The organism is Amycolatopsis sp. NPDC051061, from assembly GCF_040682935.1.
Classification (GTDB): Bacteria; Actinomycetota; Actinomycetes; order Mycobacteriales; family Pseudonocardiaceae; genus Amycolatopsis.
The window spans coordinates 95,495-121,298 of sequence record NZ_JBFBBZ010000023.1 but is presented as its reverse complement, the minus strand read 5'-3'; the positions used below and the strand labels follow the sequence as shown (position 1 = coordinate 121,298).

Here is a 25,804-nt window from a genome sequence, read left to right as displayed (position 1 = left end):
GTTCAGCCCAGCAAATTGCCAATTCAAGCACGTCACCGACCAGTGGCGGGCGCGGTGAAGCGCGCCCGCGTCCGCCACTGCACCACCTCAGGGGGACCCATGATCATCGAATTTCCCAGCGGCCGAATCGCGGCCGCGCCGGCGCGCAAGCTCGACGCACTCGCCGTCGAGGCCGCGCTCAACGGCCGACGCACGTACGACGAGCTACACCAGCGCGAGGTGTTCGAGGTCGTCCGGATCGCTCGCCGACGGGGCGACACCCTCGATCAGGTCTCCGCGCTGCTCGACGTGGATTTCTTCATGATCACCGAGGAGTACGAAGCCGCAGCGGGGGCGCGATGAACGCTCGCGCACAGGACCGGCGCGAGTACATCCGGCTCTCCGTCGACCTGCCGTTGCACCCGAAGCTCGTCGAGATTGACGACCCGGCCGCCGGCTGGTTGTACGTGACCGGGCTCTGTTACGCCGGCCAACACCTCACCGACGGGGAGATCCCGCCAGCCGCCGTCGTCCGGCTCGCCGGCGTGCACAAGCGGCTCGCCGACCGACTCGTCGAGGTCGGGCTCTGGCACCGCCCGGGGCACGACTGCCCGGACTGCCCGCAGCCGCGTCGCGGACACGTCATCGTGCACGACTACCTCGAGCACCAGCGTTCCGCCGGCGAAGCGAAGGCCCTGCGCGACGCTCGCCGAGAGGCCGGCAGCAAGGGCGCGGCCAAGCGATGGGCCAAGCAGCGCGACGTCGCCGAGGACCAGCTCGAGCAGACCAAATCCGAGGGCAAACCAGTAGCCGAACCGATAGCAAGTGCCATAGCCGACGCCACGCATGAGCCAGGGCAAACCGGTAGCAACCCGATGCCAGAGGTAGAGGGAGAGGGAGAACTACTACCCCCTAACGGGGGTAGTAGCCGTGCGCGTGGGGGCGCGCGTACGCGAGGCATGACCACCGCGACCGAACTCGCCGCCACCGCGTCACGTCCCGATGCATATCGCCTGGTCACGGCATGGCGTGACCAGACCGGCGCCGCCTACCGGCCGGCGACGATTCGTGCTCTCGCTAAGCAGGCCGATCTCATCCTGCGCGACGGTGGCGCGCTGGTCCCGCTGCGTGCCGCGCTCGACGAGTGGAACCGCCGAGCCGGTGCTCGGCCTGGTCTGTTGCCGCACCTGTACGACGACGCGGTCAAGTCCGCTCAGCTCGCCGAGCAGCCGTCCGCGCGTCCGCCGGTGCGCAGTGCTCGAGGCGAGAAGGTCCGCGGGTGGCTCGCGCTCGCCGCCGAGCCTGTGCCCGTCGACGCCGAGCAGCTCGTCGACGGGGTGCGCGCGTGAACCGGGCCGAAGTCGCGACCCTGCTCGGCGCCGCCTCTGCCGTCGACCCGAAGGTGCCGCAACCCGATCCGGACGTACTCACGATGTGGGCCGGCATCCTCGACGACGTCCCGGCCGACATCGCCGGCGCCGCCGTGCGCGCGCACTACCGGCACAACGGCGAGACCGTCATGCCGGCCAACATCGTCGAGTACTGGCGAACGATCCGTCGCGACATCGCCGAGCGCGAACACAACGCGCAGTTGCGAGCCCGTGCCATCGAGCGGCCGCCGAACCTGCGCGCCATCCGCGACGGTGTCGCCTGGGTCACCGCGGCACTCGCCATCACCCGCGGAGTCGATCCCGAGTATGCCGAGGCCGAAGTCGAGGCCCGCCGCGCCTACCTCGCCGTGGCGTGCACCTGGTGCAAGGCCCGACCGGGCGCACCGTGCACCGGCCCCGGTGGCAAGCCGCTCACCAAGCAGCCCGCGCACGACGCCCGGCTCGCCGACGCGCTCGCGTCCACACGCTGAACACCAGGGGGAACCAATGAACAACCACGACGAGACCACCGCGGCGACCGGTCGCCGGCGCCACCGCGCGCACGCGCGCGTCGACGCCGGCTCGGCGGACGCCTCCGGTGCGGGTCACCACCGACCCGCGACGGTCGACTCGTCGGCGCTCGACCAGTTCGCCGCGTTGCTGCGCCAGGCCGGCGAGCACGTAACGGCCGTCGTCGAGGGCGACCTCGGCCGCGGACTCGGCATCGCGCTCGAGGGGCTCGCGCGGCAACCGGGTACGGGGTTGCTGCCCTACCGGCTTCGTCGGCTCGCCGATGCCGTACTCGCCGCGCCGCTGCTGGTCGACAAGGCGCCACAGTGACGCCCCGGCCGTCGTGGCGCGAGCGCGCAGCGTGCCGCGGACGCCTCGACCTCGATTTCATCGACCCGGCCGACGAACAGGGCGACCAGTGCCGGGCCGTGTGCGCTGAGTGCCCGGTGCGCGAGCTATGCCTCGCCGAGGCGCTCACCTCCGGGGAAGCGTGGGGGATCTGGGGAGGGCTCGACGCCGACGAGCGGACCGCGGTCGCCGAGCAGAAGGGGCACCCCTCGCCGACGGTTCGGCCGGCGCACGGCACGAACGCCCGATACGCAAAACACCGGTGCCGCTGTGCGGTGTGTACCGCCGCACACGCCGAGTACGAACGCGAACGCCGCGCCCGTCTGCGGGCTCGCCGGCGCGGCACGGTGCAGCGCGCGTACGTGCTCGCCGAGCCAGTCCGGTGCGGCCGCACGTGGGTCGGCGCCGGTCAGTACGTGCTTGCGCTGCCCGGTCTCCCGATCCCGGCCGAGGCCGAACTAGACGAGCCGCTCGGCGCGGCCGCGTGACGGCTTTGCCGTACGTTTTCCCAGCTCGCAAACAGCTGGAGGGTTTGATAGTTCGTGTAGCCTTCACCCCGTTCGTAAGTGCCTTGCCACTTACGCAAAGAGGCAGCCGAACCGGCGGTGCTGTGAACACCAACCGACCCGGCCGCCAAAGTGGGCTACCTCCGCCCGCGTAGCGTCCTAGCAGCCAAGCGGAGAATCCCGGCGAGCGGCCTTGTCCATGTGGCAAGGCCGCTTATGCCGAGGGTGTCAGCCGTCCAGCCGACTGCATCCACCCCCAACGCCCACCCGTCCAGCAAGTCGGGCAGGTCACGCCGTGGTTTTCCGGGAGGCATCCCGGACCGGTCGTGCATCGCATCCTTCCTCGTTCCCGCACAGCACTTCGGATGTCGAAGAAACCACTCTGCGCAGGAGCGTCGATGCACCTCCCGTGCGGGAAAGCTGCGACACGATCGGCTGTCGCAATTAAAGGGCGCACGATCGACTCGGCGCAAACCGCAGGAAAGTCGGGGGGACGCCGCGCGCGAGCGCGCGCACGCGCGCGTCTTCGCTAAGAAATACCAGGGCCGGCGGGGAAGAAACACCAAAACTCTTGTGATATTTATCTCTTTTCCTGCCGTGAAGACAGCCCGAAAACGCAGGTCTTAGCGAGCAGACCCCGCGACTAGGACCACGCTCGTCAACCACGTGCTCGTAGCCGTCGCCCAGTGATACATCTCGGCCGGTGACACTGCCGACCCAAGGCTCGAGTGCATGACCGACACGTGCGCCGCCCCGTTCTGCGCCAACGCCACCACCGGCGGCACGGTGTGTCCGTCGTGCCTCGGCCGGCTCCGGGCCGACCTGGTCGACGTCGCCGAGCTGGCCGACTACCTCGAGGACACCGTCGCCCGGCTCGCCAATACCGGGCCGCCGCGGGTCGGCTCGCGGCCAGCCGAGACCGGTCTGCCGTTCAATGTCGGCGCCGCCGAGGTCCGTGACATCGCGCATAACGTGCTCTCGACGTGGGTGCGGGACCTGTGGGAGACGCACGGCCTACGCCGGCCCGTGCCCACCGGCGAGACCGCGCCGGACGGCTCGCCCCTCACTGTCGCCGAGCTGGAACCGCTCGACCTCGACGACACCGTGCCCGAGATGGCCGCGTGGCTGCGCCGACACCCGTCATGGGTCGAGTACCACCCGGCCAGCGGCGAGCTGGTCGACGAGATCGGCGACGCCGTCGAGCAGGTCCGCCGGGCCGTCGACCTTCCGCCGGCGCGCGTGTACTGCGGGCCTTGCCCGGACTGCTCGGCCGACCTCTACGCCCGACCCGACCGGGCCGTCGTCGCCTGCCGCGAGTGCGGGACGCATCATGACGTCGAGGCTCGGCGCGAGAAGCTGCTCGACGCCGCCCGGGACGTCGAGGCGACCGCGGCGGAGATCGCCCGCGCGTTGCCAAACCTGCTCGGCCGCGAACTGTCGGCAAACACACTGCGCACGTGGAGGCGCGCCGGCAAGCTCGCCAAGCGCGAGCCCGACGAGCACGGGCGGCCGCGATACCGGGTCGGTGACGTCATCGACCTCGCGTTGACTACTCGGCGGCGGAACCGACGTGCCGTTTAGAATGCCGAGCTATGACGATAAAAGCCCGACTTTCGGGTGATGATTTCGACTTACAGACACTTGCCCGAGCCCTAGGCTCTGACACAGAGCCGACCGTCGCCCAAGACGAAGTTGGTTTTTATCTGACGTCACCTGCACTCGACTCCTTGTTCGCCGACGGAGGGAAGATGTATGAAATTGCCTCCCGACTCCTGACACGAGCAAACGGAATCGGCCGCCTCAGCGACTCGTCATTTCGTCCTGCGCAACTATCAGGAGATTTCAACGACGGCAGTCGAAGTCACCGGGTCGTCCAAGCAGGGGTAGCCGAAGCGAGATTTCACCTAACAGCAACTGCGACCGTCGTCAGCAGCAGCGGAAGCACGCAGGCTCCACCAGCCAAGCCCAAGGGACAAAAGGTCGCCGAATCCGCTGCCGCAAATAAGGACGTCGATGAGGCCCTGTCATGGCTGGCGAAAGCGCAAGGTGAAAGCGTCTGGTTTCACCTCAACAAATCATATGAGGTAATCCGCGAAGGCGTCGGCGGTGTTCCACCGGCCGTCGCTACGCAAAAGCTTGTCGCAACGGGTTGGACGACTCAGGCGGAGATCGATGCGTTTGCAAATTCCGCCAACACTCAAAGTGTCAGCGGTGAGCTAGCTCGCCACGCCCGCGGAAGGCCCAAGAACTCGAACACAATGACATCCACTGAAGGTATCGAATTGATCGGCAGACTCCTAGCCGCCTGGGCGGCGACGCTAGCTCCATAGAACCACGGGTCGCTGACGACGGGTGTAACCACCCGCCCGGCAGGTTTCGTTTAAACTGGCGCTCAGCAGCGGGTGAGCTGTACCCGCACCACGATCGGACAGCCCCGGGCTACCCTTCCCCTCGGTCCAGGGCTGTCTGCTGCCTGGGGGCGAGGTGACCACCTTGCCGCGCAACCTCATCACCGACGCCGACCGGGAACGCGTGCGCGAACTGCACGCCGAGGGCAAGACCCGCAACGACATCGCCCGGGAGATCAACCGCTCGCCGTCCACGGTGACCGGCATCGCCCGCGCGCTCGGCCTGTACTTCGACCGCTCGGCCACTGCCGCCGCGACGCACGCCCGCCAGGTTGACAATCGCGCCCGCCGCACCGACATCGTCGGCCGACTCTATGGCCGTGCCGAGCGCATCCTCGGTCGACTCGAGGCCGACCAGTACACGTTCACCGCGACCACGATCAACGGCATTGAGTCCAAGGTGCTCGACCACGTGCCGGCGCCGGACGAGAAGGCGCTCGCGTCGGCGATGTCGACGCATCTCGGCGCCGCGGCCAAGCTCGAGCAGGTCGACGCCGACACCGGCGCCGAGGGCACTCGGTCGATGCTCGGCGGGCTCGCCGCGGCACTGGGCATAACGAATCTGCCGCCCACTGCGCCTTAGAATGGTTTCGTGGAACTTGACGAATCGAGAAGCGAAGACTACTGGGCCGCGTTGCGCCTTGCCCGCCGATGGTCACACGGCACGCTCCGCCAAGCGGAACGGCTCCGCACAGAGCTGAACCGTGCTTCACGCGCATACGAAGCACGAAAGACCCCGGAGTTTCTTACCTCAGATCTCCTCGATATTGAGGATATTCTTGACGCAGCCTGGATTGAGCAGCATCTACTCATGGTCGCGGCCCATCAGTTCGACAAGTGGGCAACCCGAATGCTCGAAGCTAGGGGCGATATCAGCCCCAAAGAAAACGATCTACATAGGCTCGTACGCAACAGTCTGGAACACCTCGACGAAGCAGTCCTCGCCGACAAAGAGGCCCTGCCTGGCCCTACTGGCAACAGCTCCCTACGACGCCTTCCAGATAGCCGCCTCCCACTAGGCGTGACAGTGGGAGAAGACAAAGTAATGATATGCGACCTTGTGGAAGTCGACGAGATCGAGAAAAGGTGCATTGATCTCGCCGAAGAAATCTTCGACGAAGAATTCGACATCGACGCAGCGGTCGACAACTACCGCGATATGCAACGCGGTCTCTAGACAAGAACGAGGTGAGTCTGTGCTCACCTCGTGTCCGCTTTCGTCAGCGCAAGTCGAGTCGATGCGGGAGTCACGTGCCCGAGTGAACATCTGGTCGGGCGCCATCCGGTCCGGCAAGACCATCGCGAGCCTGTTGCGCTGGTTGATCTACGTCGCGCACGCGCCCCGCGGCGGGCAACTCGTCGTCGTCGGGCGCACCCGCGACTCGGTCGCGCGCAACGTGTTCGCGCCGCTGCAAGACCCGACCCTCTTCGGCGCGGTCGCCGACCACGTCCGCTACACCGCGGGCGCGCCGTCCGGCTGGATTCTCGGCCGGCAAGTGTTCGTGCTCGGCGCCTCGGACAGCAAGGCCGAGAAGGTCCTGCGTGGGCTCACCTGCGCCGGCGCGTACGTCGACGAGGTCACTGTCGTTGCTCGTGAGTTCTTCAAACAATTACTAGGCCGCATGTCCGTTCCGGGCGCGCAACTGTTCGGCACCACCAACCCGGACAACCCGGCGCACTGGCTGAAACACGACTACCTCGACCGGCTCGCCGAGCTGCCCGACTGGCGTTCGTTCGCGTTCACCCTCGACGACAACCCCTCGTTGTCTGCCGAGTACCGCGCGAGCATCCGCCGTGAGTACACCGGCTTGTGGTTCCGCCGATTCATCCTCGGCGAGTGGGTCGCCGCCGAGGGCGCCGTGTTTGACATGTGGGACCCCGACCGGCACGTCGTGCCGTGGGCCGAGCTGCCCGACCTGCGGCGCCTGCTCGCCGCCGGCGTCGACTACGGCACCACGAACGCAACCGCGGCGCTGCTGCTCGGCCTCGGCACCGACGACCGGCTCTACCTGGTCGACGAGTGGCGCCACGACCCGGCGCACGCGCGGACGCGGCTCACTGACTCCCAGCTCGCCGCCGGCCTGCGGGAGTGGCTCGACCTCGACCACCACCCACGCCAGCAGGGCCGGCCCGAGTTCGTCGTCGTCGACCCCGCCGCGGCGAGCTTCCGTGTGCAACTCCAGTCCGACGGCGTGCTCACGCAAGCCGCCGACAACGATGTCGCCTACGGCATCCGGACCGTGTCGAGCCTGCTCGCCGAGGATCGGCTACGGGTCGCCGACCGGTGCCGCGGCTTCATCGCCGAGGTACCCGGCTACTCGTGGGACGACAAAGCGACCGCCGCCGGCGAGGACAAGCCGATCAAGATCGCTGATCACTCGCTTGACGGCGGCCGCTACGCCGTGACAACTACCGAGGCGCTCTGGCGCCCGGCGCTGGCCGCCGCCTGAACAGCGGGTACGCCTCCGGCTTGCCGTTCTTGTCCTGCGCGACTGACCAGTCGACCATTTGCCACCCCTGTGCCTCGATCGACTCGATCATCTCGGCCCATCCGGCGATTGAGCCGGACATCGTGTGTTGCGTCGCGGGCGTGTTCAGCCGCGGCGTAAACACGGTCCGACCTTCGGCGATCGCTCGGCCCGCTTCCTCGGCGACCATGTTCGCCTTGGCGTTCTTGATGAATCCCACGTTTCTCCCTGTGCTGGTGAAAGGGGGTGCGTCATGCCGTCTTCGTGGCCTCCCCCGCCGTTCGACGACGCGCACGCGCGTATGCGCGAGTGGGATGCCTGGTACACCGGTGATCCCGAGCGGCTCGTCGAGATCTACACCGGTGAACGCCGCCGCGCTGTTACACCTCGGCTCCGTCCTTCGACCTACCGCGGCGGCCTGGTGGGCGGGCTCGCCCGGTTCTTCTGGGGCCGGCCGGTCCCTGTTGGCCAGACGCGACAGCGGGTGCACGTGCCGCTCGCCGCGGACATCGCGACCGCGTCGGCCGACCTTCTGTTCTCCGAACCGCCCCGCATCGGCATCGACGACGCCGCGGCACAAGCTCGGCTCGACTTGGTGCTCAACTCGCCGGCGATGCACTCGAGGCTGCTCGAGGCGGCGGAGATCGCCTCGGCGCTCGGTGGCGCCTACCTGCGCGTGGTCTGGGATGCCGACGTGGCCGAGCACGCCATGCTCGACGCCGTCCACGCCGACGCCGCGGTGCCCGAGTGGCGATGGGGTGAGTTGTCCGCGGTCACCTTCTATACGCGGGTGCGCGTCGACGGGCCGGCCGTGTGGCGCCACCTCGAGCGCTACGAGCCGGGCCGGATCGTGCACGCGCTACACGTCGGCACCGACACCGAACTCGGTCGAGCGGTTCCGCTCGCCGAGGACCCGGCGACCGCGTGGGCGGCACCGCTGGTCAATGCCGAGGGCAGCATCACCACCGGCACCGACCGCCTCGCCGCCGCGTACGTGCCCAACGTTCGCCCTAACCGGGTGTGGCGCGGCACTCCGCAACTCGCTCCGCTGGGCCGGTCGGACTTCGACGGAGTCGAAGGTCTCTTCGACGCGCTCGACGAGACGTACACGAGTTGGATGCGCGACGTCCGGATCGCCAAGGCCCGGCTACTGGTGCCCACTGGGTACTTGCAGGACAACGGCGCCGGTCGCGGCGCGAGTTTCGACGAAGACCGCGAGGTCTACACCGAGTTGAACGCGCTCTCGCGCGGCGGCTCGGACACCCTCACCGTCTCCGCTAACCAATTCGCGATCCGGGTAGCCGAGCACCGCGAGACCGCCGAGGACATCACCCGGACCGCGCTCCGCGCCGCCGGCTACTCGTTGGCGACGCTCGGCGATGACGACGGCGACGCTTCGATCACCGCAACCGAGGTCACCGCCCGCGAGAAGCTGTCGAACCGGACCCGCGACAAGAAGGCGCGGTACTGGGCGTCGGGGCTCGCGCACGTCTCCGCCGCGCTTGTCGAGGTCGACCGGGCCGTCTTCGGCGGCACCGCGACCGTGTCCGAGCTGCCGAAGGTCGAGTTTCCCGACCGGACGCAACCGGACCCCGAAGCACTCGCGCGCACGGTGCAGGCGCTCAGCGCAGCCGAGGCCGCCTCGACCGACGTGCGGGTGCGGATGGTTCACCCCGATTGGGACGACGGTCAGGTCGACGACGAGGTCGCCGCCATCCTGGCCGAGTCCGGCCGAACGGTGCCCGACCCGGCTAAGTTCCGCGGGTCCGCCGGGTCCGACGACACTCCGGACGGAGGTTAGATTTCCTTCTACGGAGGTGGAGTATGCAGGTCGTTGGCTACTGGGAAGCATGGTCCCTGTGGTGGTCGGGGCAAAAAGTAGACGGCATGGAAATGTGGGGCCTACCGATGCACGCATGGGCACGCATGGGCAAGCTTGCACAGTACGCCGGCGGGTTAGTCGCCGTACTCGACCTCATAGGACACGAGCGTCTCAATAAGACTTCCACTTCCATCGCAAACTACTTCAAGGGCTTTGCTCGACGACAAAGAAAAAGCATTGTCGAGTCCAGCATAATAACCACCATCGCAGTCGGCGGACTTGGCATTTACCAGATGTTGAACGGTCCATCAAGCGGGCGGAGCTGGCCCTTAACAGTGCTAATAATCTTCCTCTACCTACTTGCATTTTCTTTCCTGTTTGGCCTGATTACCACAAATATTGACAAGATCATATATCCACTTACAAGAATCCTTCAAGCTCAGCATCAAAGCCACCCAGTCCGATGGTTTGCATTTTTCCTCGTCACCCTGGGGTTTAGCTTTGATTTATTAGCTTCGTAATCTCTAGCTACCGCCCGGGGCGTCACTTTAGGTCGACTCACCGGGGGTGGTCCATGTCGTGGGACCCCCCATCCGGAGTTGATCCGGCCGACGTCGTCGAGCAGCTCGCCGCGGACATCCTCGCCCTGTACACCCAGGCCGAGGCGCGGTTGCTCGGAGATATCGCCCGCCGGGTGCGCGCCAGCCAAGACGTGCCCGAGTGGGCGGCGCAGAAGGCCGCCGCGGCGCGCGAGCTTCGGCTCGCCGCCGAGCGGATCGCTACCCAGGTCACCGGGCAGGCAGGCCAGGCGGCCGCCGATTCCGTGTTCGCCGCGTGGCAGGCCGGCGCCGAGCAGGGGCTCGCGCAGCTCGCCGAACTCGGCGCGCTGTCGTCCGAGCAGCTCGAGCAGCTCGCCGGCGTAGTGCCCGGAATGCAGGCGGCCGCCATCCTCGCCGCGGACCTCACCAGCCGGCTCGATGCGCTGCCGCTCCGCGTCCTGCGCTGGCAGCAGGACGCCTACCGAACCGCCGTAGCCGCCGCGGCGCCTGACCAGTTGCTCGGTACCGGCACGATCCACTCGACGCAACGCGCCGCGTGGGACCGGCTCGCCGCCCTAGGCGTGACCGGGTTCGTTGACCGCGCCGGCCGCAACTGGAATCTCGCAAGCTACGTCGAGATGGCCGTGCGCACCGCGACCGGGCGTGCCTGGAACGACGGGCACCTCGCCCGCATGGCCTCCGCCGGCGTCGAGCTGGTCACGATCACCCGCTCGCGCCACGCCTGCCGGCTCTGTACCCGCTGGGAAGGGCGGGTGTTGGCGCTGTCCGGCCCGGCCGGCGAGCGCCAGGTCGAGCACACCCTCACCGACGAGACGGTCACCGTCGACGTCGCCGCCACCGTCGAGCAGGCGCGGCTCGAGGGGCTCATGCACCCGAACTGTCGGCATCAGTTTGTGCCGTACCTGCCCGGGGTGACCAAGCTCGACGAGATCCGCGAGCACGACGCCAAGGCCGAGCAGCACCGCGAAGGCCTGCGCGCGCTCGAGCGCAAGGTGCGACGGAACAAGCGCAAGGCCGCGGCCGCGCTCACCGACGACGAGCGCCAGGCCGCCGAGCGTCGGGTGCGCGAGACGCAAGCCGAGATCCGCGAGCACGTGAAGCGGACGGGGCTCAACCGCAAGCGCTACCGCGAGCAAGTCAACCTCGGACACGGCGACCTGCGGGCCGCCGAGCGCCGGCGTGACCAGCTCGCCGACCAGGTCGCCGAGGGCAGCGCCGAGCAGAACCGGTTCGACGCTATCGCCGCCGAACAGGCCCGCCGGCGCGAGGTCGAGCGGCTCGCCGCGGAGAAGGCCGCGGCCGACACCGCCATCGCCGACGCGCTCAACGTGCAGCAGCGGACGCCGGCCGAGCTGAGCGACGACGAACTCGCCGTCGCCGACCGGGTGTTCGCCGAGCGCGCCGAGTTGCTCGGCAAAACCGGTCAGGTCGGGCGGACGCACCGGGCCGTACGCGACGAGATCGAACGGCGGGCCGCGCCGCCGGCCGCGCCCGTCGACCTGCGGGAGCTGTCCGACGAGCAGCTCGCCGACCGGCTCGCCGATGTCGGCGACGACGAGGAAGCAGTCGCCGCGGTCCTCGCCGAACTGGACAGGCGCGAAGCCGATCAGCAGTACGCCGACGCGGTCGCCGACGACCCGGACGCCGAGAAGTGGGCCGAGGTCGACCGGCTCGTCGGGACCGGACTGGAATACGAACAGGCGTACGCCGAGGTGTTCGACAAAGACGTCGAGAAGATGCGCCGCGAGGACGCCATCGCCCGACTTCGGCGCGAGGGTTACCGCGGCCGCGGGTTCGACGAACTCGCGCGCGCCGCCTACGCCGACCGGCTCGAACGCGACTACTTCGCCGCCGAGGCAGCGACCAACGGCGTCCTACTCACCGCGGAGGGCCAGCGCTCCGGACTCGACCCGCGGAACCTGTGGCGCCAGAACGAGAACTACGCCCGCCGGTGGGCGTCCGACGAACTGAAACAGTGGTGGGACGAAAACGGTAGGGTCACGTTCGACCAATTCGTCGCCGAGCAGCTCGGCGGCGGCAACGGCGAACGGTTCCGCACCGGGGGTGAGTCGTGGCTGCAATAACCGCCGAGCAGGTCCGCGCCGCCCGCGACCGGGGCTACGCGGCAGGCTACGGGCTCGCGCCGCCTACACCGAACCCGTACACACCCGCCCACGTGCCCGAGTGGCTCGGGCCGCGGACGCCGGCCGAGCGTGCCCACCTCGCGAACGTCGAGCGTGGACCGCTCGCACTCGCGCGCGTGTGGCGCCAGGGCTACCAAGACGGACAAGCGGCGTACGCGCGCGAGCGTTCAGCCGGAGACGCCAGCTAGGCCGGTTCGGACGGGCCGCCGTCGAGTAGCTCGCGTTCCCAGTCCTTCATTTCCGGGTCAACCTTCGATGCAGGAGGCCGACCGCCACCCGCGCCGCGCCCTGGCATTCCGGCTCGCCATTGTTCGATCTCCGGCACGCGAGCCGGCAGCCAACCCGGGGTGCCGCCGTCGATTTCGACGTCTGGCGCGGGGAACGGGTGGGCCGAGTCGGCGGGGTAGCGCTTGAGCCACTTGTCGACCGCGTGCCGGGTGACGCCGAGACGCTCGGCCAGACCGCTTACGCCGAGGTAGCGAACGGTGCTCACGAGAGCACCATCCCGCCGAACAGCTCGTCGCGGACGTAGAGCGTCATAGGGCCGACAGGTTCCGGCCAAGCGAACGTTGCCGAATCTGCGGCCGCGCGTTCGGCAGCGACCTCGGCGCACGCCTCCCAGATGTCGACCTGCCCCGGAATCTGGTCTGCGATGTGCTTGCGCATGGCCTCTGCCTCGAGCAGCGGCTTGACCTCAAAAAGCGCGTCCATCTCTTCCCCCTCAAAACCTTGTCTCGACTTGAGACAATGTTAGAGGCAGTAGAAAACCTTGTCAATAATCGAGACAAGGTTTCTTTCTCGGCCAGGCGCCGAGCACCAATCCCACGACCGCCCAGGAGGCAACCGTGTCTGCACCCATCACCCCGGCCGGCCCCGCTGGCGAGCCATCCAGAACAACTGGCGAGCCGGCCGCCACCGGTGAGCAGCCGCAGGCGGCCGGTCAGCCGAGCGCGCCGACCCCGGCTGATTCGGGCGCGGCCACGGACGGACTCGCCGCGCTGGACCCGGCGACGCTGGCGAAGATGGTGCGCGACCTGCGCACCGAGAACGCCGCGGACCGCACGAACGCGAAGACGAAGGCGGCCGACGAGGCGCGGCAGCAGCTCGCGCAGGACATCGGCAAGGCGCTCGGCCTGGTCGCCGGCGAGGACGACAAGGCCGACCCGGCCAAGCTCGCCGAGCAGGTCACGGCCGAGCAGCAGCGCGCCCGCGCCGCCGCGGTCGAGCTGACCGTGTTCAAGTCCGCCGGTCCGCTCGGCGCCGACCCGGCCGCACTGGTCGATTCGCGCGCGTTCCTCTCGGCGGTCGAGCAGCTCGACCCCACCGCGGCCGACTTCGCCGACAAGGTCGGCGCAGCGATCACCAAGGCCGTGACCGACAACCCGAAGTTGCGCGCCGCCGGCAAGGCGCCGCCGCGCAGCAGCGGGCAGCACGCCGGCGGGTCCGGCGAGAAGCCCGCCGCGAAGTCGCTCACGGACGCCATTTCCCGCCACTACGGCAGCTAAGCCCCATAGGAGAGTTCCATGCCCGTGACCTTGGCCGAGGCCAAGAACAACGCACAGACCGACTACGACCCGGCAGTGATCGACGAGTTCCGCAAGGAGTCGGCGATCCTCGACTCGCTGATCTTCGACGACGTCGTCAACCCCTCCGGCGGCGGCGCGACCCTCACCTACGGGTACCGCCGGCTGATCACTCAGCCGACCGCGGATTTCCGCGCGCTCAACGCCGAGTACGCGCCGCAGAGCGTCACCACCGCACCGTTCTCGGTCAACCTGGCCGTGCTCGGTGGTGCGTTCGAGGTCGACCGGGTTATCGCAAAGGTCGGCCCGGCCGCGTCCGCCGCGGTGTCGCTGAACATGTCGCAGAAGATCAAGGCCGCGAACACCCGGTTTCAGGACGCGGTGATCAACGGCGACACCGCCGTCGACACCAACGGATTCGACGGGCTCGACAAGGCACTCGTCGGCTCCACCACCGAGTTCCGCGCTGGCCAGGTCACCGACTGGACAGACTTCGACACCAACGCTCGCGCCGAGCACAAGGCCCTCGACGCCATCGACGAATTCCTCTCCCTGCTCGACGGCGCGCCGTCGGTGGTCATCGGCAACGCGAAGTCGCTCGCCCGGGTCCGGGCGGCCGCGCGCCGCGCGAGCATGTACACCCGCGACCCGGTCGAGGGGCTGATCGGCGTCAACGGCCGGCCGGTGGTCCGCGAGACCTACGGCGGGGTGCTGCTCGTCGACGCGGGTGCCAAGGCCGGCACGAACAACCCGATCGTGCCGATTCTCAACCGGACCGTTGGCGGCACCGCGGCGACAGGGCTCACCGACCTCTACGCCTACCGCGTGGGGCTCGACGGCTTCCACGGCGTCGCGACCGTCGGCACGCAGCTCGTCGAGAGCTGGCTGCCCGACTTCACCGTCGCCGGCGCCGTCAAGAAGGGCGAGGTCGAGCTCGGCCCGGTCGCCGTCGCGCTCAAGGCCACGAAGTCCGCCGCCGTCTTCCGCAACATCAAGGTGCAGTGATGCCACGACACATCATCGAAACTCCCGTCGCCGAGTACGCCGGCACGGTCGCCGGCGTCCGGTTCACCGCCGGCCGCGGCGAGACCGACGACGAGAACGCCGTCGCCTACTTCCAACGTCAGGGCTACACCGTGACGCCAGTCGAGGACGACGTCGGGCCCGAAGAGCCGCTGGTCGACGGCCTAACGGGCGACACCGCACCCGTCGACGAGCCACCGGTCGATTCCGCGCCGACCGAGCCCGACGGGACCAAGCGCACTAGCCGCCGCACGCCGGCGAAGTAACCACCGCGGTCGGTACCCGACCGGGTGCCGGCCGCGGCTTCCCCACTAGTCATTTTCCAGAGCGCCGACCGCGGCGCCCGGCATTCCGTGCTCGGTAAGCTCCCCGTAAGCATGCCTTGCCCAAGGTGTTTCAGACGCATCCTTGAATGCAATACCTATCCGAGCATAGTCGGCGGCAACGTCTGCCCACATCTCTCCAAGCTTCGACAGCTCGGAGCCAGCGCGAATCTTATAGACATACTCAGTAGGGTTACCTCTCGCATCAGATCCAGACACGATCTTTTCGAGATCTCCACTGAACTTGCCCTCAATGCTTTTTTCGACTTTCGCAAGGCGCCTAGGCTCGACAGTTGGCCCCAATACTGAGTATTCAGCATAGATTCTCTCATCAGACCAACCCAGTTTAGCCGTAAACGACACGCGGTAGATCGGCAACCCGCTGGTATTGCTAAAAAGGACATGGAGTTGGCCTTCAACCGACTCAATCCATACCGCAACCTGACTTGCCTGACTCCGCCGATCCCGCTGGCGGGACTTTTCTTCAACCTCTTGCGCGTGAGCGATTTGATCGCGCATATGCTGAACTTGCCCGAAGGCCGCTTTTGCGGCCAGGCTGGCGATAACAAGCGCTCCGGTGGCACCGACGCCCGAAAACCAGTCCGGGAGCGCGCCTAAGGCAATCGACATACCGCATGGTAAGCCCCATAGTAAGCCTCCGGGAGGTGTGATGCCGCGTGTCTATGCGACGGCTGAGGATTACGCGAATTGGCTGGACGTCACCACACCACCCGAAGGCATTACCCGACAGCTCGCCCGCGCGTCGCAGCTCGTCGACTGGCTGCTCGTGACCGCGGTCTACGTCACCGACGCGGCCGGCTACCCGAGCGACCCGAACGTGCGCGCCGCGGTGCGCGACGCCACGTGCGCCACCGTCGCGTGGTGGGAAGACACCGGCGACGACTCCGGCGCGGCCACCCGGTTCACCTCCGCCGCCGTCGGGTCCGTGACCCTTACCCGGGCGACCACCGCGGCCGCCGGCACACCCGGCGGCGCACAGGTCGCGCGGCTCTCGCCCGAGGCCATGCAGATACTCACCGCGGCCGGCCTGCTCGGCGACGGCCCGGTCGAGCAGGAGGTCGCCCGGTGGCGCTAACCATGCCCGCGTTCCTGCTCCCGCACACCGTGACTGTCCAGCCCTACACCGGCAGTGGCGCGTACGGGCCGACCTTCGGCCGGCCGTTCACCGTCCGACGCGCGTACGTCGAGGACCGCCGGCGCAGGGTTCGCGCGACCGACGGTGCCGAGACCATCAGCGAAACGACCGTGATCACTCAACCCGGCGCCGCGATACCGGCTGGCTCGGAGGTCACCGTGTGGCCCGGGACGCTGGCCGAGCGCACGGCGACCGTCATCACCTCGAGCACCTTCGACCATCCCAGCGCGCCGGCGCACCTCGAGGTCACCCTCACCTAGTGGTGCCTTCGCGCCCCGGCTCGATGGCGTCGCCCGGTACCCACTGCCCGGCAGGCGCGCCGCCGTGGCCGTCGTGGATCTTGAACCGCACCCAACCCACCCAATGACCGGTGGTCGTCGCGTGCCACATCGCCAGCTCACCCGGCACGATCGCCTGTAGATCGAGTCCGTCCGGGATGACCGCTCGAGGCGGGCCGAGCGGATAGACCTTGCCCAGGTCAACCCACACGGGCCGGTGCGGACACAGCCCGCGGAAGTACCGCGACCCCGGCGCCTTACCCCGACCATCATCGAACACAAGTTCGGACTATTACACCGGCGCCTGACCGGCAACAACGACGAGGAGGCTCACCGTGCGGCTCAAGACCGAGTTTCACTGGAAGGGCGATCATGTCCTCGAGGACTTCACCCACGGCGCCGAGAAGGGCGTCAAGCTCGCCGCCGAGCACGTCCGCAGCGTCGCCGTGAACCGCGCGCCGAAGGATACGGGCGCACTCCGGAACACCGGCACGGCGACCACCGACGGGCTCACCGGTGCCGTCTCGTTCGACACCGAGTACGCCGTGCCCCAACACGAAGAGGAGACCTGGCACCACGAGGACGGCCAGGCGAAGTACCTCGAGACCGCGCTCGACGACGAGGGCGACGTCGCCCGGCAGATCATCGCCGCACAGATCCGGAAGGCGACCCGCTCATGAGGTTCGTCGCCGAGCTGGGCGACCTGATCGCCCGCCACCTGGCCGCGGCCGGCGTCGGAACCTACCGGCCCGACGCCGGCTACACGGCCGCCGAGACCGGCATCGTGTTCGGCGGCTTGCCAGCCGAACCGCCGCGCGCGGTAGCCCTGCTGCTCTACCCACTCACCCACGACACCGACGCCGACGCCGAGTACGGCCTGCGTATCCGGTTTCGCTCCGCCGGCCAAGACCCGCGCGACCTGTTCGAACTCGTCGACGCTGCGTTCGACGTGCTCGCTGGCGCCGGAGAGCAGCAGCTCGGGCTCGGCGTCCATCTGATCACCCGCGAGACCTCGAATCCCAGTGGTATCGACCAAAACGGCCGCCACGTGCACACAGCCATCTACCAGATTAAGGCCCACCAACCCACACGCTACCGCCAGTAACTAACCTCGGCTACGCTTTGTTGATGCAGAACATTCAAGTCTCAATATGGGTACCAATCATCGTGGCCATACTGGGAATCGGAGGAGTGATTGCCGGACAACTCATTACCTCCGCACGAGACCGAAAGAAATGGAAGCTAGACGAAGCGCAAGAGATACAGCGAAGCCAAAGGGATCGATCTATTTCTTGGCGAAACGACGTAAAAAAGGACTACGTCGATTTCGTACTTGCAGTCGAAAAGCTAATACTTCGCTTCCGCGAGACTGCCGGATTAGAGCTTCACGGCCTACACGACGGAAGCCAGCTATCTTACCTAGCTACGCAAGGCGATATACATCATCTGAGTCTCGCCTTGCAGATTACAGGAAGCAAGGCCGTACAAGAATTATGCCATAAATTTCGACACGAGGTTCTCCTTTCCGCAGTGCGGGCGATACAGGAAGACGACGTTGCGGCGTGCGATTCGCAACTAGTCGATTTCAGAAGGAAACTTGTCGACCAGATGCGAATAGACCTGGGATCATCCGAATATGGAGAGTAACTGTGAACTTACGTTCGATGCTCGCGAGTGATTGGACTCTTGAGGTCGATACTTCAACGGCCAGCGCGAGCGCCCCCCTTTGGACCCCAGTACGCGGCTTGTCCAGTTTCTCGGAGTCCAGCGACGACAACACCGAAGACGACTCGACCAACGACGCCCCCGGATGGGGTGCCGACGTCATCACGCAGCGGAAATGGAAGATCGAGGCCGAGGGCAAGCGCAAGCGGGACACCAGCGCAAGCACCTACACCCCCGACCCCGGACAGGAGTTCATCCGCAAAGCCGCGCGCAAGGTCGGGTTTTCAGCCGACGTGCATGTGCGGTGGTACCGCCGGGACGGCTCGCCGGACGCGTCCGAGGGACACGCGCAGGTGTCCGAGTTCACCAAGGGCGGCGAGACAACCGACCTCGAGCCGTTCAACTTCACGCTGCTGGGCCAGGGCGAGCCACTCGACATCGCCAACCCTGTGACCACGCCTCCCGCCGGCGGCACCGCAGCGGCCGCGACGACGAGCGGGGTCAAGTGATGGCGTATCGGGATCTCGACGAGCTGCTTGACTGCGGGCTCGAGCTGCCCATCGGCGGCAAGGTCTACGCCGTACCGCCGGTCGACGCCGAGACCGGTCTGCGCTTGCAGCGGCTTCACGACTGGATGTTCGGCGTAGCGGCCGCCGTCAAGGCGCACGAGGACAACCCCGACGCCGGCGAGCTGTCGGTGCCCGAGCCGGGCGGCGAGCTGCTGTCCGATGCGCAGGAAATCGACATGTACCGCAAGTCGCTCGGCACGGCCTACGACGAGATGCTCGCCGACGGCGTCGCCTGGCCGCGGTTCAAGGTGGCCGGCATGACGGCGTTCCTGCACCACACGCAGAGTCCGGAGGCCGCCGAGGCGTACTGGAACGCCGGCGGCCGCCCGGAAGCCTCGGCGGGGAATCGGGCGAGCCGTCGCGCGGCGGCCCGATCGACCCCGCAACGGGCATCCGGGAGTGGTACGAGCCGGACACGGAAGGCGGCGCCGGCGACGGTCCGCGCTGGTCGGACATCTTCGCGCGCTGGTCGCTCGTCGAGCTAGACCTGCACGAGGTCTACGGGCTCGACCTCGAGGCGCCCGGCCTGCTGCGCGCCCGCTCGTGGCGCTGGCTGCGCATCCGTATCGCCGGCTTGTTCTCCACCGACGCCAGTCGGCTACGCCGCGCCATCTACCCGGAGCCCGGTTAGCGCGTTAACAGAGGTGTTAACGCGCTAACGCGTTAACACCTCTGGACCGCCAGAGCCGCCCGCCCGTGACCGAGCAGCGGGCGGGGGTGGTCCCGTGGCGCTCACCATCGGCGAGCTTGTCGGTTACCTCCGCATCGACGACAAGGGCGTCGCCGGCAAGCTCGCGCAGGCCCGCGCCCGGTTCGCCGCCGCGGCCCGGGACACCGACGTCTACGACAACGCGCTCGTACGCGCGGGCAAGTCCGCGCGCGACATGGCGCTCTCCGCGGGCGCAAGTGCACTCAAGATCGGTGCTCTCGCCGGTGCCGCCAACCTCGCCGGGGGTGCTCTCGGCGCGCTCGGCGGCGGCATCGTCACAGCATCCGGCGCGCTGCTGATCCTGCCCGGTGCCGCGGTCGCCGGCGGCGCCGCACTGGCCTCGCTCAAGGTTGGGTTGTCCGGGTTCGGCGAAGCCTTGAAGGCGATCGACGATCCGGCGAAGTTCGCCGAAGCCACCGCGAAACTCGCCCCCGCGGCACGCGACACGGCGAACGCCGTGCGCGCACTGGCGCCGGCGTGGGACGCGGTCAAGCGCTCGGTACAGCAAGAGCTGTTCTCCGAGATGGGCTCGGTGGTGCGCCAGCTCGGCGCGCAGTACCTGCCGATTCTCAAGCGCGGCATGACCGACGTCGCCTCGAGCTTCGGCGTCGGCGCCGCCGGACTGGCCGCGTTCCTAAGGGAAGCACGGACCGGGCGCGACGTCGCGACGATCTTCGACAACTCGTCGACCGCGGTGTCGAACCTGGCCGAGGTCACACAGCCACTCGCGCAGGTGTTCCGCGACGTCGCGACGGTCGGGTCGACTGTGTTCGCCGACTTGACCACGGGCGCGGGATCGGCGGCCGAACGGTTCGCCGCGTTCATCTCCGCGGCGCGCGAGTCTGGGCAGCTCGAGGCGTGGATGCGCAACGGGCTCAATGCGCTACAGCAGCTCGGCCAGCTCGCCGGCAACGTCGGCGGCATCATCTCGGCCGTCTTCTCGGCGATGTCGGCGAACGGCACGTCGACGCTCGACGTGTTGTTGCAGGCCACCGGCGCCGTGCGCGACTTCCTCAACTCCGCGCAGGGCGCCACCCTGCTACAGCAGATCTTCGGCGGTATCGCCGCCGCCGGCCGCGGCTTGGCCCCCGTGCTCGCCGAGATCGGTCGCGTTCTCGCGTCCGATGTCGGCCCGGCAATCGCACTTCTCGGCCCGCAGATCGGTGAGGCGCTTGCTTCCCTGGCACCCGCGGTCGCCCCGCTGGGCAGCGTGCTCGCCGCACTCGCGCCCGTGGTCGCCGCGGTCGCGCAGAGCTTGGCCGGCGGACTGGCCTCGGCCGTCGAGTCCCTCGAGCCGACCGTCGTCGCGCTCGCCCCGGGGCTCGCCACGTTGGCCGGGCAAATCGGCACTGTGCTCGCCGCGGCGCTCCAGGTCGCTGGCCCCCTGCTGGCAATGCTGGCCGGATTCCTGTCCGACAACATGACCTGGCTCGGCCCGCTGGCGATCGGGTTCGGCACCGTCGCCGCGGCCGCCGGCCCGCTCACGACCCTTGTCGGCGGCCTCTCAACCGCCTTCCGCGCCGCGACGACGATTTTCAACGCCTTGCGCGTCGCGATGATAACCAACCCGTTTATCCTGATCGCAACGGCCGTTGCACTTCTCGCGGTGCTGATCATCTCAAATTGGGACACGATCAAGAACGCGATTGGCGCCGCTCTCGACTGGATCGGAAATTTTATTTCTGGCGCGGTCGACTTCATCGTCAATCTGTTCTTGAACTGGTCGCTGCCTGGCCTGATCATCAAGCACTGGGACACCATCGTGGCCGGCGTCCGCACGGCGGTGAACTGGGTCCTTGACGCGGTCGCGTGGCTCGGCTCCCTGCCGGGAAAGGTGGCCGCCTGGTTCGGCGATCTGGCGAAGGCCGCGATAGGCAAGGCGGCCGAGCTGGTCAACTGGCTACGCGGCTTGCCGGCTCGCGTACTCGACGGGCTCGGCAATTTCGGGTCGCTACTGCTGAACGCTGGACGCGATTTGCTCACCGGTTTGTGGAACGGGATTCAGAATGCGGCGGGATGGCTAAAAAACAAGGTGCTCGGTTTCTTCGGCGGCCTGCTGCCCGGTTGGGCGAAGGACATTCTCGGCATCAACTCGCCATCGACTGTGTTCGCCGGAATCGGCCGGTGGATTCCGGCCGGCCTGGCCGGCGGCATCGACAAGGCGGCCGGCGTCGCGCTGCGCTCGGCGTCCGATCTCGCGACGCGCGTGTCGGACACGATGGCAGCCGGCCTAACTACGCCGGCGCTCGCGCTCACCGGCGCGCCCGGCACGGGCACCGGTGGCGCGGCTGGCACGTACGCAGCGACCGGGAACCGGCCCACCGTCCATATTGACCAGTTCCACGCGACGCCGGCGCAGTCGCCGGCCGACATCGCCGGCGAGCTGGACTGGTTGAGCCGCGGGGGTGGGTAGTGGCTGCTGGGGACCTGATCACCCGCGACGGACAACTCGAGTGGCGCGGCACCCTGCTCGGCGCCGGCACGGCGTACGGGTGGCGCGCCCTCGAGGGCTGGCTCGACCTGCCGCAGATGCGCGGCGGTGACATCGACCGGCCCAGACAACACGGCGCGTTCCCTGGGCAGTTGCTCGCCCAGTCGCGCACGATCACCTACTCATTCGTGATCTCGGCGCGGCGCGCCACGCGCGAGCAGTACGCGGAAGCCGTCGAGCTGCTGCGCGCGGTCACCACGCCGACGGAGAATCCCGACGAGGAACCGCTCGTGATCCGGCTCGCCGGCCGGACCTGGCAAGCGCTCGCCCGGTGCACGCGCCGGTCGGTGCCGACCGGGCTCGCCTACGACGCCGGCTACGTCGCCGGCGCCGTGCAGTGGGTCGCCACCGATCCGCGGTTGCTCGAGCTGCCCGGCTACACCGCCTCGACGATGCTCGGCGCCGTCGACGCCGGCGGGCTCGGCTTCCCCGTTCGGTTCCCGATGCCGTTCGGCGCCTCGGCCCGCGGCGGAGTCATCACGTGGAAGAACACCGGCACGGCCGAGGCGTGGCCGCTCTGGCGGATCGCCGGCCCGGTCCGCGGCCCCTCGATCACCCGGCGCGACACCGGGCAGGCACTCGAGTTCGATCCGGACTGGATCATCCCCGCCGGCCAAGTCGTCGAGGTCGACACGCTCGCCCGGACCGTGTTGTTCGTCGGCAGCAACGTCTCGGCGTCCGATCGCCTGTTCACCCGCGGCTGGTTCAGCTTCCCGCCCGGCCGAGAGATACAGGCCGTTTTCGCTTCTGCCGCACCGAGTTCCGACTCTCGACTATCGGTGACCGTGCACAACACCGCCATGTGAGACGGAGGTTTCCTCATGCCCGAGCGCAATTCGTGGGCCGTCGGGTCCGACGCTCGCCCGCTCATCACCACCGAAGACGCCCGGGTCGCGGTGTCCGCGCTGCTCGTGCCCGGCCCGAACGCCGTCACCGCTCGCGACGGCATCCGGCCCGGCCCGGCAACCCCGGGGCGAGTGCACGCGGCCGGCACGGCAAACGGCTCGATCGTGGTCGAGCCCTTCCAGGGCAGCATCCGCGCTTCCCGCGGCATCGGCTCGTACCTGGTATCGCTAGACAGCCCGAAGACCCTCGACGTGCTCGCCGTCCCGGCCGACCCGGCGAACGACCGCTACGACCTGGTAGTCGCCCAGCAGTCCGACGAGTTCTACCTCGACACCGCGACCAAGTTCGAGGTTCGGCTCGTACGCGGTTCCGCGTCGGCCACACCGAGCGACCCCGTCGTCGACGGCTCCCGCGACTGGTTCACCCTCGGCCGCATCCGGGTGACCGCCGGCGCGAACAAGATCACCGACACCATGATCGACCAGCTACCGCCCGGGTGGACGGTCGCCCTCGGCGGCCTGCTGCCCGTCGGCAGCGTCGCCGAACGCAACGCGCTCGCCGCGTACCCCGGGCAGTCGGTCTACCGCATCGACAAGGGATGGACCGAGGTCTACGACGGCGCCGCGTGGCGCGTGCGCGGACAGGTGACCGCGGTCGCCCTGGCCGACATCACCGACCCGTACCCCGGGCAGCTCGTCGTGCTCTCCGGCACCGGTGGGCTCTACCGCTGGAACGGCGAGAAGTGGCTGTACGCCGCACTGCTCAGCGGGGCGACCCCGGGCGGCGACTGGACGATCACCACCAACCAGCCGACCTCGAACTCACCGACCCTGCTCACGTTCCCGCAGATCAACCGACCCCCGGTCGGCATCAGCCTCGCCGGCGGGGTGTTCACCGTCGGCGAACCCGGCTGGTGGGACCTGTCACTGAACCTGCGCTACGGGATCAGCAACACTGACAAGTACGCCATGATCGGCGGCTCGTCTGCAGGGAACCTGTGGGCGAAGGACAGCACCGCCGGCGGCGGCAACAACGTCTCGGCCTCCACCTCGAGGTGGCTCGATAAGGGCGCCACATTCCGGTGCTACGGCTACTCGGGCGCCGCGAGCGCGGTCACCAAGGAATCGGCCGGCGACCTCATCAGCGGGTTCGCCGCGGTGTGGCGGGGGCCGTGATGGCGCTTCCGACGTACACCTACCTTGTCGCCGACCTTCGCAGCGGCCGCGTGCTCGACGAGTTGCCGCTGTCCGGCGTCAAGTACAACAAGCCGTTGAACGACGCCGGCAAGTTCTCCGGCACGTGGAACCTGTCCCGCCACCCGGCCACCCGCCGGCGTGATCCGTACGAGCTGACCATGCCGGCCCGACGCGCGCTGTACGTCCTGCGCGACGACCGACCGATGTGGGGCGGGCTCATCTGGACCCGCAAATACGACAGCAGCACCGGCGCCGTCGACATCCAAGGCGCCGACTGGTGGAGCTACTTCGACCACCGCAAGGTGTTGCCGCTCCTGCCCGACACCGTCGCCGTCGACAAAGTCGCCACCCTCACCACCCGGTACAACGACACGGAGCAAAACGACATCGCGCGGCGCCTGGTCCAGCTCACGCAGTCGCACGCCGGCGGCGACATCCGCGTCGAGGTCGACGACTCGCAATCGTTCATCTACCGCGACCGCGAGTACCCCGGGCACGCATTGGCCGACACCGGCGAGGCCCTGCGCCAGCTCTCGAGCGTCATCGACGGCCCCGACATCATGTTCGGCATCGCCCCGGGCACCGGCGGCCGCGTCCGCCGAACCATGCGCGTAGGCACCCCGCGGCTCGGCCAGACCGGCACCGTCCACGTGTGGGAGACCGGCGGCAACATCCTCACCTACGTGTGGCCCTCCGACGCTACGCGGATGGCTACCCGCATGTTCGCCGCCGGCGACGGCGTGGCCGAGGGAACCCCGATCGCCGTCGCCGAGGACACCGCGAAGTATCCGGCGCACTGGCCGCTGCTCGAGTCCGAACAGGGCTACTCGAGCGTGAACGACCCCGACACCTTGCAAGGCCACGCCGACGCCGACCAGCTCGTCGCCCGACTGCCCGTCGTGCTCCCGACGCTCACCGTCCGCGGCGACACCGCCCCCTACGTCGGGGAGTGGGACACCGGCGACGACGTCCGCGTCGTCATCCGAGACGAATTCATGCGCCGCGGGCTGGACACCGCAATGCGGATCGTCGACGCGCAGTACGCGCCCGGCGAGTCCGTCGAAACCGTCACCATCACCATGAGCCCGCTAATTGAGGACGCCGCCTAATGCAGGTCAACCAGCCTTCCAACATCATCGACCGCGTCATCGCCCTTGAACGCGAACTCGCCGCCGTACGCAAGAAAGTCGGCTTGTCCTCGGCCGTGATCGCCCGCGGCGGCCTGACCCTCGTGGACGACAGCTACATCAAGGTGACCGACTCCGACGGCGTCGAAATCCTCTATATCGGTCCCGACGCCGAGGGCAAACAACGGTTCGTACTCCGCCGAGAAGGCGGCGCAACGCTCATGTACACCGCAGGGTCGGCTCAGTTCGGCCGCGACTTCTGGGCGATGACCGACTCAACCGGCCGCATCATCGTGTCCGACAACGCCGAGGTAGGCGTCGGCCTCGCCCGCCCGTGGATTCCTCTTCCGCTCTACGCGAAGTTTCAGAGCCACAGCTACGAAGACGATCCGGCGCTCGGTTTCCGCTTCTCCTACATGAGCATCGATACCAACCGGCTCGCCGGTGAAACGGTCATGTGGGAAGGCCGCGCGTCCATCTCACACCCGTGGGTCACGGTCGAAGGCGTCTGGGGTGCAGCAGTGGCCACGCCGAGCACGACGTACCGCCTGAATTTCAACGACACGACGGTCGGAACGTGGAATGGCGGGACCGGACCGGCGACCTCTCGCGTCGGCCGTTTCGACGTCAGCCAGTTCACCGGCCAAGACTGGATCAAGGTCACCCTCACCGTGTCTGCTTCCGGTGCCGGCGCGATCGCCTGCCAGGTCCTCGGCTGCTACCTGATGTAGCCCGCCTCACTGCCCGCAGCCGCAACACGCGGCCATTCCGTCATGCCCTAAT

33 protein-coding genes are annotated in these 25,804 nt (G+C 68.1%); 28 read left to right on the top strand and 5 right to left on the bottom strand.

Features of this window, described 5'->3' with window-relative positions; all coding sequences use genetic code 11:
* The first annotated feature begins 99 nt into the window (after nucleotides 1-99).
* The 10 genes from AB0N03_RS28885 to AB0N03_RS28840 all read left to right on the top strand — a co-directional run bounded on the left by AB0N03_RS28885 (nucleotide 100) and on the right by AB0N03_RS28840 (nucleotide 7,571).
* A complete protein-coding gene (locus AB0N03_RS28885; RefSeq protein ID WP_364377887.1) occupies nucleotides 100-342 on the top strand; it encodes a hypothetical protein in 243 nt (80 codons plus the stop codon).
* A complete protein-coding gene (locus tag AB0N03_RS28880) occupies nucleotides 339-1,328 on the top strand; it encodes a hypothetical protein (protein WP_364377885.1) in 990 nt (329 codons plus the stop codon). Before AB0N03_RS28885 ends, AB0N03_RS28880 begins: the two co-directional genes overlap by 4 nt.
* Entirely contained in the window at nucleotides 1,325-1,840 is a 516-nt protein-coding gene (locus AB0N03_RS28875; protein ID WP_364377883.1) for a hypothetical protein, read from the top strand. Before AB0N03_RS28880 ends, AB0N03_RS28875 begins: the two co-directional genes overlap by 4 nt.
* 16 nt (nucleotides 1,841-1,856) lie before the next feature.
* Nucleotides 1,857-2,189, top strand: a complete 333-nt coding sequence (locus AB0N03_RS28870; RefSeq protein WP_364377881.1) for a hypothetical protein — start codon at nucleotides 1,857-1,859, stop codon at nucleotides 2,187-2,189.
* Nucleotides 2,186-2,695, top strand: coding sequence for a WhiB family transcriptional regulator (locus AB0N03_RS28865; protein ID WP_364377879.1), 510 nt, complete (start codon nucleotides 2,186-2,188; stop codon nucleotides 2,693-2,695). The genes AB0N03_RS28870 and AB0N03_RS28865 overlap by 4 nt, the downstream gene beginning before the upstream one ends.
* Before the next feature lie 750 nt (nucleotides 2,696-3,445).
* On the top strand, nucleotides 3,446-4,294 hold the full coding sequence (locus AB0N03_RS28860) for a hypothetical protein (protein ID WP_364377877.1): 849 nt from the start codon (nucleotides 3,446-3,448) through the stop codon (nucleotides 4,292-4,294).
* 11 nt (nucleotides 4,295-4,305) lie between these two features.
* The gene (locus AB0N03_RS28855; protein ID WP_364377875.1) at nucleotides 4,306-5,043 is read left to right on the top strand and encodes a hypothetical protein; all 738 of its coding nucleotides are present in this window, start codon (nucleotides 4,306-4,308) and stop codon (nucleotides 5,041-5,043) included.
* 154 nt (nucleotides 5,044-5,197) lie between these two features.
* Nucleotides 5,198-5,704: a helix-turn-helix domain-containing protein gene (locus AB0N03_RS28850; RefSeq protein WP_364377873.1), complete on the top strand. Its 507-nt coding sequence runs from the start codon at nucleotides 5,198-5,200 to the stop codon at nucleotides 5,702-5,704.
* A gap of 9 nt (nucleotides 5,705-5,713) precedes the next feature.
* Nucleotides 5,714-6,298 (top strand): hypothetical protein, encoded by a 585-nt coding sequence (locus AB0N03_RS28845; protein ID WP_364377871.1) that lies wholly within the window; start codon nucleotides 5,714-5,716, stop codon nucleotides 6,296-6,298.
* Nucleotides 6,299-6,380: 82 nt separating this feature from the next.
* Nucleotides 6,381-7,571: a PBSX family phage terminase large subunit gene (locus AB0N03_RS28840; RefSeq protein WP_364377870.1), complete on the top strand. Its 1,191-nt coding sequence runs from the start codon at nucleotides 6,381-6,383 to the stop codon at nucleotides 7,569-7,571.
* On the opposite strand, the gene AB0N03_RS28835 is transcribed toward AB0N03_RS28840, so the two are convergent.
* A complete protein-coding gene (locus AB0N03_RS28835; RefSeq protein WP_364377868.1) occupies nucleotides 7,531-7,809 on the bottom strand; it encodes a hypothetical protein in 279 nt (92 codons plus the stop codon). The two genes, AB0N03_RS28840 and AB0N03_RS28835, sit on opposite strands and share 41 nt — an antisense overlap.
* Before the next feature lie 33 nt (nucleotides 7,810-7,842).
* On the opposite strand from AB0N03_RS28835, the gene AB0N03_RS28830 reads away from it, so the two are divergent.
* From AB0N03_RS28830 to AB0N03_RS28815, 4 genes are read left to right on the top strand one after another with little or no spacing between them, the layout of a single operon-like run.
* Complete coding sequence (locus tag AB0N03_RS28830) at nucleotides 7,843-9,390, top strand: phage portal protein (protein ID WP_364377866.1); 1,548 nt, start codon at nucleotides 7,843-7,845, stop codon at nucleotides 9,388-9,390.
* Nucleotides 9,391-9,413: 23 nt separating this feature from the next.
* Nucleotides 9,414-9,932, top strand: a complete 519-nt coding sequence (locus AB0N03_RS28825; protein ID WP_364377864.1) for a hypothetical protein — start codon at nucleotides 9,414-9,416, stop codon at nucleotides 9,930-9,932.
* A 53-nt stretch (nucleotides 9,933-9,985) separates the two neighbouring features.
* Entirely contained in the window at nucleotides 9,986-12,055 is a 2,070-nt protein-coding gene (locus tag AB0N03_RS28820; protein ID WP_364377863.1) for a phage minor capsid protein, read from the top strand.
* Nucleotides 12,043-12,303 carry a hypothetical protein gene (locus tag AB0N03_RS28815; RefSeq protein ID WP_364377861.1) on the top strand — a complete coding sequence of 87 codons (261 nt, stop codon included), beginning with the start codon at nucleotides 12,043-12,045 and terminating at the stop codon, nucleotides 12,301-12,303. Before AB0N03_RS28820 ends, AB0N03_RS28815 begins: the two co-directional genes overlap by 13 nt.
* Here the strand turns inward: AB0N03_RS28815 and AB0N03_RS28810 are convergent.
* Both AB0N03_RS28810 and AB0N03_RS28805 read right to left on the bottom strand, forming a co-directional pair.
* Nucleotides 12,300-12,608 (bottom strand): hypothetical protein, encoded by a 309-nt coding sequence (locus AB0N03_RS28810; protein ID WP_364377859.1) that lies wholly within the window; start codon nucleotides 12,606-12,608, stop codon nucleotides 12,300-12,302. The two genes, AB0N03_RS28815 and AB0N03_RS28810, sit on opposite strands and share 4 nt — an antisense overlap.
* Nucleotides 12,605-12,826 carry a hypothetical protein gene (locus AB0N03_RS28805; protein WP_364377858.1) on the bottom strand — a complete coding sequence of 74 codons (222 nt, stop codon included), beginning with the start codon at nucleotides 12,824-12,826 and terminating at the stop codon, nucleotides 12,605-12,607. The genes AB0N03_RS28810 and AB0N03_RS28805 overlap by 4 nt, the downstream gene beginning before the upstream one ends.
* 134 nt (nucleotides 12,827-12,960) lie before the next feature.
* On the opposite strand from AB0N03_RS28805, the gene AB0N03_RS28800 reads away from it, so the two are divergent.
* The 3 genes from AB0N03_RS28800 to AB0N03_RS28790 are packed head-to-tail and all read left to right on the top strand — an operon-like array spanning nucleotide 12,961 to nucleotide 14,927.
* Nucleotides 12,961-13,620, top strand: coding sequence for a hypothetical protein (locus tag AB0N03_RS28800; RefSeq protein WP_364377857.1), 660 nt, complete (start codon nucleotides 12,961-12,963; stop codon nucleotides 13,618-13,620).
* An 18-nt stretch (nucleotides 13,621-13,638) separates the two neighbouring features.
* Nucleotides 13,639-14,643, top strand: a complete 1,005-nt coding sequence (locus AB0N03_RS28795; protein WP_364377855.1) for a major capsid protein — start codon at nucleotides 13,639-13,641, stop codon at nucleotides 14,641-14,643.
* The gene (locus tag AB0N03_RS28790) at nucleotides 14,643-14,927 is read left to right on the top strand and encodes a hypothetical protein (RefSeq protein ID WP_364377853.1); all 285 of its coding nucleotides are present in this window, start codon (nucleotides 14,643-14,645) and stop codon (nucleotides 14,925-14,927) included. The genes AB0N03_RS28795 and AB0N03_RS28790 overlap by 1 nt, the downstream gene beginning before the upstream one ends.
* A gap of 45 nt (nucleotides 14,928-14,972) precedes the next feature.
* On the opposite strand, the gene AB0N03_RS28785 is transcribed toward AB0N03_RS28790, so the two are convergent.
* The gene (locus AB0N03_RS28785; protein WP_364377851.1) at nucleotides 14,973-15,614 is read right to left on the bottom strand and encodes a hypothetical protein; all 642 of its coding nucleotides are present in this window, start codon (nucleotides 15,612-15,614) and stop codon (nucleotides 14,973-14,975) included.
* A 40-nt stretch (nucleotides 15,615-15,654) separates the two neighbouring features.
* On the opposite strand from AB0N03_RS28785, the gene AB0N03_RS28780 reads away from it, so the two are divergent.
* A complete protein-coding gene (locus tag AB0N03_RS28780; protein ID WP_364377849.1) occupies nucleotides 15,655-16,080 on the top strand; it encodes a hypothetical protein in 426 nt (141 codons plus the stop codon).
* Nucleotides 16,071-16,400 carry a hypothetical protein gene (locus tag AB0N03_RS28775; RefSeq protein WP_364377847.1) on the top strand — a complete coding sequence of 110 codons (330 nt, stop codon included), beginning with the start codon at nucleotides 16,071-16,073 and terminating at the stop codon, nucleotides 16,398-16,400. Before AB0N03_RS28780 ends, AB0N03_RS28775 begins: the two co-directional genes overlap by 10 nt.
* Here the strand turns inward: AB0N03_RS28775 and AB0N03_RS28770 are convergent.
* Entirely contained in the window at nucleotides 16,393-16,629 is a 237-nt protein-coding gene (locus AB0N03_RS28770) for a hypothetical protein (RefSeq protein WP_364377845.1), read from the bottom strand. The genes AB0N03_RS28775 and AB0N03_RS28770 overlap by 8 nt on opposite strands.
* A gap of 124 nt (nucleotides 16,630-16,753) precedes the next feature.
* On the opposite strand from AB0N03_RS28770, the gene AB0N03_RS28765 reads away from it, so the two are divergent.
* From AB0N03_RS28765 to AB0N03_RS28725, 9 genes are all read left to right on the top strand, one after another.
* A complete protein-coding gene (locus AB0N03_RS28765; RefSeq protein WP_364377843.1) occupies nucleotides 16,754-17,098 on the top strand; it encodes a hypothetical protein in 345 nt (114 codons plus the stop codon).
* Entirely contained in the window at nucleotides 17,095-17,523 is a 429-nt protein-coding gene (locus tag AB0N03_RS28760; RefSeq protein WP_364377841.1) for a minor capsid protein, read from the top strand. Before AB0N03_RS28765 ends, AB0N03_RS28760 begins: the two co-directional genes overlap by 4 nt.
* 640 nt (nucleotides 17,524-18,163) lie before the next feature.
* Nucleotides 18,164-18,592, top strand: coding sequence for a hypothetical protein (locus tag AB0N03_RS28755; protein WP_364377839.1), 429 nt, complete (start codon nucleotides 18,164-18,166; stop codon nucleotides 18,590-18,592).
* The gene (locus AB0N03_RS28750) at nucleotides 18,592-19,137 is read left to right on the top strand and encodes a hypothetical protein (protein WP_364377838.1); all 546 of its coding nucleotides are present in this window, start codon (nucleotides 18,592-18,594) and stop codon (nucleotides 19,135-19,137) included. Before AB0N03_RS28755 ends, AB0N03_RS28750 begins: the two co-directional genes overlap by 1 nt.
* A 240-nt stretch (nucleotides 19,138-19,377) precedes the next feature.
* Nucleotides 19,378-21,774: a hypothetical protein gene (locus AB0N03_RS28745; RefSeq protein WP_364377836.1), complete on the top strand. Its 2,397-nt coding sequence runs from the start codon at nucleotides 19,378-19,380 to the stop codon at nucleotides 21,772-21,774.
* Entirely contained in the window at nucleotides 21,774-22,658 is an 885-nt protein-coding gene (locus AB0N03_RS28740) for a hypothetical protein (protein ID WP_364377834.1), read from the top strand. Before AB0N03_RS28745 ends, AB0N03_RS28740 begins: the two co-directional genes overlap by 1 nt.
* Nucleotides 22,659-22,673: 15 nt before the next feature.
* The gene (locus AB0N03_RS28735; protein ID WP_364377832.1) at nucleotides 22,674-23,873 is read left to right on the top strand and encodes a hypothetical protein; all 1,200 of its coding nucleotides are present in this window, start codon (nucleotides 22,674-22,676) and stop codon (nucleotides 23,871-23,873) included.
* Nucleotides 23,873-25,003 carry a hypothetical protein gene (locus AB0N03_RS28730; RefSeq protein ID WP_364377830.1) on the top strand — a complete coding sequence of 377 codons (1,131 nt, stop codon included), beginning with the start codon at nucleotides 23,873-23,875 and terminating at the stop codon, nucleotides 25,001-25,003. Before AB0N03_RS28735 ends, AB0N03_RS28730 begins: the two co-directional genes overlap by 1 nt.
* Nucleotides 25,003-25,752 carry a hypothetical protein gene (locus tag AB0N03_RS28725; protein WP_364377828.1) on the top strand — a complete coding sequence of 250 codons (750 nt, stop codon included), beginning with the start codon at nucleotides 25,003-25,005 and terminating at the stop codon, nucleotides 25,750-25,752. The genes AB0N03_RS28730 and AB0N03_RS28725 overlap by 1 nt, the downstream gene beginning before the upstream one ends.
* Nucleotides 25,753-25,804 lie beyond the last annotated feature (52 nt).

Coding starts and splice junctions, on each gene's coding strand:
- AB0N03_RS28885 (WP_364377887.1), top strand. CDS start 100: ATGATCATCGAATTTCCCAGCGGCCGAATCGCGGCCGCGCCGGCGCGC.
- AB0N03_RS28880 (WP_364377885.1), top strand. CDS start 339: ATGAACGCTCGCGCACAGGACCGGCGCGAGTACATCCGGCTCTCCGTC.
- AB0N03_RS28870 (WP_364377881.1), top strand. CDS start 1,857: ATGAACAACCACGACGAGACCACCGCGGCGACCGGTCGCCGGCGCCAC.
- AB0N03_RS28860 (WP_364377877.1), top strand. CDS start 3,446: ATGACCGACACGTGCGCCGCCCCGTTCTGCGCCAACGCCACCACCGGC.
- AB0N03_RS28855 (WP_364377875.1), top strand. CDS start 4,306: ATGACGATAAAAGCCCGACTTTCGGGTGATGATTTCGACTTACAGACA.
- AB0N03_RS28830 (WP_364377866.1), top strand. CDS start 7,843: ATGCCGTCTTCGTGGCCTCCCCCGCCGTTCGACGACGCGCACGCGCGT.
- AB0N03_RS28825 (WP_364377864.1), top strand. CDS start 9,414: ATGCAGGTCGTTGGCTACTGGGAAGCATGGTCCCTGTGGTGGTCGGGG.
- AB0N03_RS28820 (WP_364377863.1), top strand. CDS start 9,986: ATGTCGTGGGACCCCCCATCCGGAGTTGATCCGGCCGACGTCGTCGAG.
- AB0N03_RS28805 (WP_364377858.1), bottom strand. CDS start 12,826: ATGGACGCGCTTTTTGAGGTCAAGCCGCTGCTCGAGGCAGAGGCCATG.
- AB0N03_RS28795 (WP_364377855.1), top strand. CDS start 13,639: ATGCCCGTGACCTTGGCCGAGGCCAAGAACAACGCACAGACCGACTAC.
- AB0N03_RS28790 (WP_364377853.1), top strand. CDS start 14,643: ATGCCACGACACATCATCGAAACTCCCGTCGCCGAGTACGCCGGCACG.
- AB0N03_RS28785 (WP_364377851.1), bottom strand. CDS start 15,614: ATGTCGATTGCCTTAGGCGCGCTCCCGGACTGGTTTTCGGGCGTCGGT.
- AB0N03_RS28780 (WP_364377849.1), top strand. CDS start 15,655: ATGCCGCGTGTCTATGCGACGGCTGAGGATTACGCGAATTGGCTGGAC.
- AB0N03_RS28760 (WP_364377841.1), top strand. CDS start 17,095: ATGAGGTTCGTCGCCGAGCTGGGCGACCTGATCGCCCGCCACCTGGCC.
- AB0N03_RS28750 (WP_364377838.1), top strand. CDS start 18,592: ATGGCGTATCGGGATCTCGACGAGCTGCTTGACTGCGGGCTCGAGCTG.
- AB0N03_RS28735 (WP_364377832.1), top strand. CDS start 22,674: ATGCCCGAGCGCAATTCGTGGGCCGTCGGGTCCGACGCTCGCCCGCTC.
- AB0N03_RS28730 (WP_364377830.1), top strand. CDS start 23,873: ATGGCGCTTCCGACGTACACCTACCTTGTCGCCGACCTTCGCAGCGGC.
- AB0N03_RS28725 (WP_364377828.1), top strand. CDS start 25,003: ATGCAGGTCAACCAGCCTTCCAACATCATCGACCGCGTCATCGCCCTT.